5 protein-coding genes are annotated in these 4324 nt (G+C 71.0%); 3 read left to right on the top strand and 2 right to left on the bottom strand.

The features are described 5' to 3' along the window. Window positions 1-34: 34 nt before the first annotated feature. Together ACYVE9_RS17285 and ACYVE9_RS17280 are read right to left on the bottom strand one after the other, a co-directional pair. Window positions 35-1252, bottom strand: coding sequence for a hypothetical protein (locus ACYVE9_RS17285; protein WP_461028771.1), 1218 nt, complete (start codon window positions 1250-1252; stop codon window positions 35-37). A 443-nt stretch (window positions 1253-1695) separates the two neighbouring features. After that, window positions 1696-2070 (bottom strand): VOC family protein, encoded by a 375-nt coding sequence (locus tag ACYVE9_RS17280; protein ID WP_461028770.1) that lies wholly within the window; start codon window positions 2068-2070, stop codon window positions 1696-1698. Between the two features lie 559 nt (window positions 2071-2629). Between ACYVE9_RS17280 and ACYVE9_RS17275 the strand changes: the two genes are divergently transcribed. From ACYVE9_RS17275 to ACYVE9_RS17265, 3 genes are all read left to right on the top strand, one after another. Continuing rightward, complete coding sequence (locus tag ACYVE9_RS17275; RefSeq protein WP_461028769.1) at window positions 2630-2812, top strand: hypothetical protein; 183 nt, start codon at window positions 2630-2632, stop codon at window positions 2810-2812. A gap of 13 nt (window positions 2813-2825) precedes the next feature. After that, window positions 2826-3524 carry a hypothetical protein gene (locus tag ACYVE9_RS17270; protein ID WP_461028768.1) on the top strand — a complete coding sequence of 233 codons (699 nt, stop codon included), beginning with the start codon at window positions 2826-2828 and terminating at the stop codon, window positions 3522-3524. After that, window positions 3521-4324: DUF6895 family protein (locus ACYVE9_RS17265; RefSeq protein WP_461028767.1), on the top strand; the 804-nt coding region annotated here is incomplete at its 3' end. The genes ACYVE9_RS17270 and ACYVE9_RS17265, both read left to right, overlap by 4 nt.

Raw genomic sequence — 4324 nt, 5'->3', positions numbered from 1 at the left:
CCGCCCGTGGCGGGGCGGTGGTCCGGGGCCGCGCTCACACCCGTGTGAGCGCGCCGCACTCGCCGGCGGCCACGCCCTCCGCGCGTTCCTCCACCGACTCGCTGCGGTCGTAGGGGTCGGTCGGGGGGCCGGTCACCTCGTCCTCGGGCATCAGCTCGAAGGCGAACTGCGGGTGCAGGAAGCCGTCATAGGTGTCGCACGAGGTGTTGCCCACGTTGATGGCCACGTCCCGGAGCCAGACCCTGTCCTGCTCGCTCTGCCACTGACGGGGGTCGACCACGTCGACGCTCATGGCGCGCCGCACCACCGTGCGGGTCACCTCCCCCGGCTTCCGCACGCTCTCCACGGCGTAGACGAAGGAGTAGTCGGCACGGATGGTGGCCCTGCCGGGGCCTGCCTCCTCGACCTCCGTCCGGCCGCGCACCTTCACCGTGCCGCCCACGGTCCGGGCCTCGTCCGGGGCGAAGCGGGTGAACCAGGCCGTCGGGTCGTCGCTCTCGCTCGGCGTGTCCAGCGCCGTGCGCATGTCGGCCAGCAGTTCCTTATGGAGCGGGTCCACCAACTCCATGGCCCTGCGCGGTTGTCCGCCGTTCAGCACGTCGGTGTCGAGGTTCGACGCGACGAGGAACTGCTTGAACACCTTGAGACCGGCGGCTACCCGTTCCCGGGGCACGTCACCCACCGCCTCGGCCTTCGGCAGCTCGATGGCGTCGGCGCCGTCCGCCCAGCGCTCGGCGGGTGAGCCGGCGAACGGCTCGTCCAGCGTCGGGCGGTCGGGGAACATCTCACCGGCCGGCGCACCGCTCGGCACGGCCGTCTCGGCGGGCAGCGGCTCGCCGGGTTCGCTCCCGAAGTCCAGCCCGAAGCGGCTGGCGTCGATGTCGGTGTAGTGCACCGCGCCCCAGCACACGATCCCGAACGCGAGGAGTCCGGCCAGCGCCCGGCCGGCACGGGCTCCGGGGCGCCGGCCGTTCCGCTCCTGCCAGGCCGGCCCGGTCCGCCAGCCCTCCGGTTGCCACGGCTCGGGCTCCTTCTTCTTCCGCCCCCAGCGCCGCCCGCCCTGCTGCCGCGCGAACTCCTCGTCCCGCTCCCGCAGCCGCCGGGCCACCATGCGCGCCCGCGCGGAGGTCTCTTTCGGCACCGCACCGGCCCTGCCCGCCACCCCGGGGTCCCGCTGGAACTGCTCCCACTGCTCGTCGGATATCGACGCATCGCCGTCCGGGTCGTCGACGTGGGACTGATCGCTCGTCATCGCGCTGCCTTACCCTACGGATTCACTGGCGGGGTTCTTCTCTGGCCGTCACCGCGGGAGCACGGGCACACCGCCTGCGAGCAAGGGACGTCATCAGCGGCGGCCACGACAAAGCCGGTCCCCCGCACAAGCGGTTGACCGGCCACGTGCACACGGATTCGGGGCGCACGGAGCACGTGCCGACGCGCTCCGAGCGGACCTCACGCTAGATCATCAACGTCAACGATTCGGCTGTGCATGACAACAATTGCGTGACGCCGTCACCCGCTCCGAGCCGTCACAGGACGCCGCGCCCCGCTCTCCCCGGACCGATTCGCCCGCTCCTGCCGCCACTTGTCCGCGACGCGGTACGCGCCCGGCGACGCGCCCGGCGGGCTGTCGACGTGATGAAGATGAGACGTTCGGAGGAGCGAGGCACCCGGGCGGGTGGAACCTACGACGGATCAGCGGATGGCGAGGGTGAAGGGATGTCCGGAGGGGTCGGCGAAGGTGTGCACGTCGGCGCTGCCGTGCTCCTCGATGTCGAGCGGGCTGCCGCCGAGACCGATCACCTCACGTTCGACCTGGTCCGCCTGCTCGGCCGGCACCAGCACCCGGACGTACGCCTGCTGGGTGATCCCCGACTGCGGCCAGACGGGCGCGACCATGTTCTCGTTGCGCCGGATCTGGAGGTAGGGGCCGTGGGGGCCGCTCACGGTGAGATGCTCCAGGTCGCGTTCCACCTGTATCTCGCCGCCCAGCAGTTGGGCGTAGAAGTCGGCCAACTTCTCGGGTTCGGCCGAGTCGAGCACGAGCACGATCGCCCTGTGGTCCGCCATGGTCTCTCTCGTTTCTGCTCGTCGGTGAGGTCGTACGCCTGTGGTTCGCCTACCCGGATAGCGGACGTCCACGCGGACTGAGGTGGCGTCAACTTCCTTTCGGGCGGGCGGGCGTGCGTGGGCGTGGGCGTGGGCGTGTGCGGGGACGAGACCGCCGCACACGTGCCGGTGCGTTTCACTCGGCTGCCGTACGCACCGTCAGCCACACCACCGACCGCCCCACCGACCGCCCCGCCGCGTCGGGAGCCACGGAGTACGCCGGGTGTCGGAGCCTCGGAACCGTCCCGGGGCTCGCGAAAGGTGCCCCATACCCCGAAATCGGCGTTCCCGCCATTCATGCGGGCGGTCGTCCCCGCGGGATGGCGGCACGGGATGGCGGCACGGGCGGTTGAGCATTCACACGCGTCATTCGCTCGCGGAATGTTGAGAGTTCATAAACGCCGCCGGTTGAATTTTCCAGCAAATGGCGGAATCGGATGCACAGTTGCAGGGCTCCGTGAAGTGCGTTTCACTGGATGTTGTAAGAGAGAAATCCCTCTTCCCCCAAGGGGATGATTCCATGTACTCCACCGAATCGACCGCCAGGGACCTACAGAAGACCCTTGAGACGGACGTCGAAGCGGCACTGAACCCGGCGGAGGCGGACGGCACCTTCCGTGACTCGCGGGAGTGTGCGGCACTGCTGCTGATCGCGGGCGCGGCTCTGCTGTCGCCGCCGACCCCGCGGCCCAAGAAGGGATGACGGGGCGCGTTTGATGGAGCAGTTGTCGGGCGCTGTGTGCGACCTTGCTTCGGAGGTGGTCTCCGTCCTCAGGGACGGGGATCACCGCTCCGTCGCGGGTTCGGCCGCCGTGAGCGGCGGGGACGGAACGGTGGGTGTGGCGGCGGTACGGGTGCTGGGCGCCGACGTGCTGCTGCCGAGCACGATCTTCCGTCGGGCTGCCGCGCAGCCCGACGTGGACCTGGTGCTGGCGGCGGTGCGTGCGTACCCGCCGGGTCCGGGCGCCTCGGTGTCCACCGCGTGGAGCCACTGGGCGATGACCCAGACCCTGCGGCAGGTCTCCGGGAAGAACGGGCTGACCTGGCCGGACGAGGACACCCCCGAGGACGCGGAACCGGACGCGTCGTGGCTGGAGCGCGCCTCCTGGCAGGAGCTGACGCACCAGCTGTCGGTGCTGGCGGCGCTGGCCGTTCCGTCGGCGCCCTCCCGGGTTGCGTGGGAGGCCGGGCGACGGCCGGTGGACATCGCGCGTGGCTTCGTCCGCGCGGTGCGCCGCCGGGACTGGCTCCAGGCGGCGGGCGCCGGGAGGTGGCTGGCCGTGGTCGAGGGTGTGCCGGACTCACTCGGACTGGCCGCCGGGCTGGACTTCGTGCTGCACATGGGCGGCGGTGACCCCCGGGTCGCGCTGCACGTCCACGCCGCCCGGATGATGCTCGCCGGGGACGACCGGTGAGGGCGGACGAGCTGGAGCGCGTCGCGTTGACCTCCCTGCAGTGGACGCGTCGCCACACGGCGCGATTCCGGCTCCCGAGGGACGTCACCGATCCGGGAACGGATCTGAACCGGACGGTGAAACCACTGGGAGAACTCGCGCAGTTGTGTGCCTCGATCCGGCAGCACACCGCGAGCAGCGACGCGATCCACCGCCTCGCCGTGGAAATGCTGGAATTCTGCTGGCAGGAGGTCCGATCGGGTGCGGTACTGCTGAAACTGTTTCGAGCGGAACCACAGGCGACGTATCCGCTGGAGATCTACGCCGCTTTCGCCGGTGCGGGAATGCGGGATCGGGATTTCGAACAATTCGCCGGTGCCGTGTGCGGCACGCGCTCGTGGCGGCTGACCGAGCAGGCACCGAACCGGCGGCTGGGCATTCTCAACGCCGAGCGGCGCAGCGGGCTTCCCCCGCACGGTCCGTTCGGCCCGGCGTTGCGCCGGACGTGGCTGGGCGGGCTGCCCGAACCGTGGACGTTCGAGCGCACCGCCGGCTACCACCTGACGCACGCCGTCTTCCACGTCACCGACTGGGGCGGCGCCCCGCACCGGCTGCCCGCCGATCTGGGCGAGTACCTGCGGACCTGGTTGCCGTGCTGGCTCGACACCTGTCTGGAGGACGAGCAGTGGGACCTCACCTGCGAGTTGCTCGCGGTCGCGGCGAGCCTGCCCGATCCGCCGGCCCCGGAGATCACCGCTCCGGCGAGGCGCGGCATCGCCGACGCGCAGAGCGGTGACGGGGCGCTGCGCGAGTCGGGCAGC

It is taken from the genome of Streptomyces sparsus (assembly GCF_054776295.1).
This window is presented reverse-complemented; position numbering and strand designations above follow the sequence as displayed.

Bases quoted from the DNA above. Each gene is read 5' to 3' on its own strand.
- ACYVE9_RS17270 (WP_461028768.1), top strand. From the start codon at position 2,826: ATGGAGCAGTTGTCGGGCGCTGTGTGCGACCTTGCTTCGGAGGTGGTC.
- ACYVE9_RS17275 (WP_461028769.1), top strand. From the start codon at position 2,630: ATGTACTCCACCGAATCGACCGCCAGGGACCTACAGAAGACCCTTGAG.
- ACYVE9_RS17285 (WP_461028771.1), bottom strand. From the start codon at position 1,252: ATGACGAGCGATCAGTCCCACGTCGACGACCCGGACGGCGATGCGTCG.
- ACYVE9_RS17280 (WP_461028770.1), bottom strand. From the start codon at position 2,070: ATGGCGGACCACAGGGCGATCGTGCTCGTGCTCGACTCGGCCGAACCC.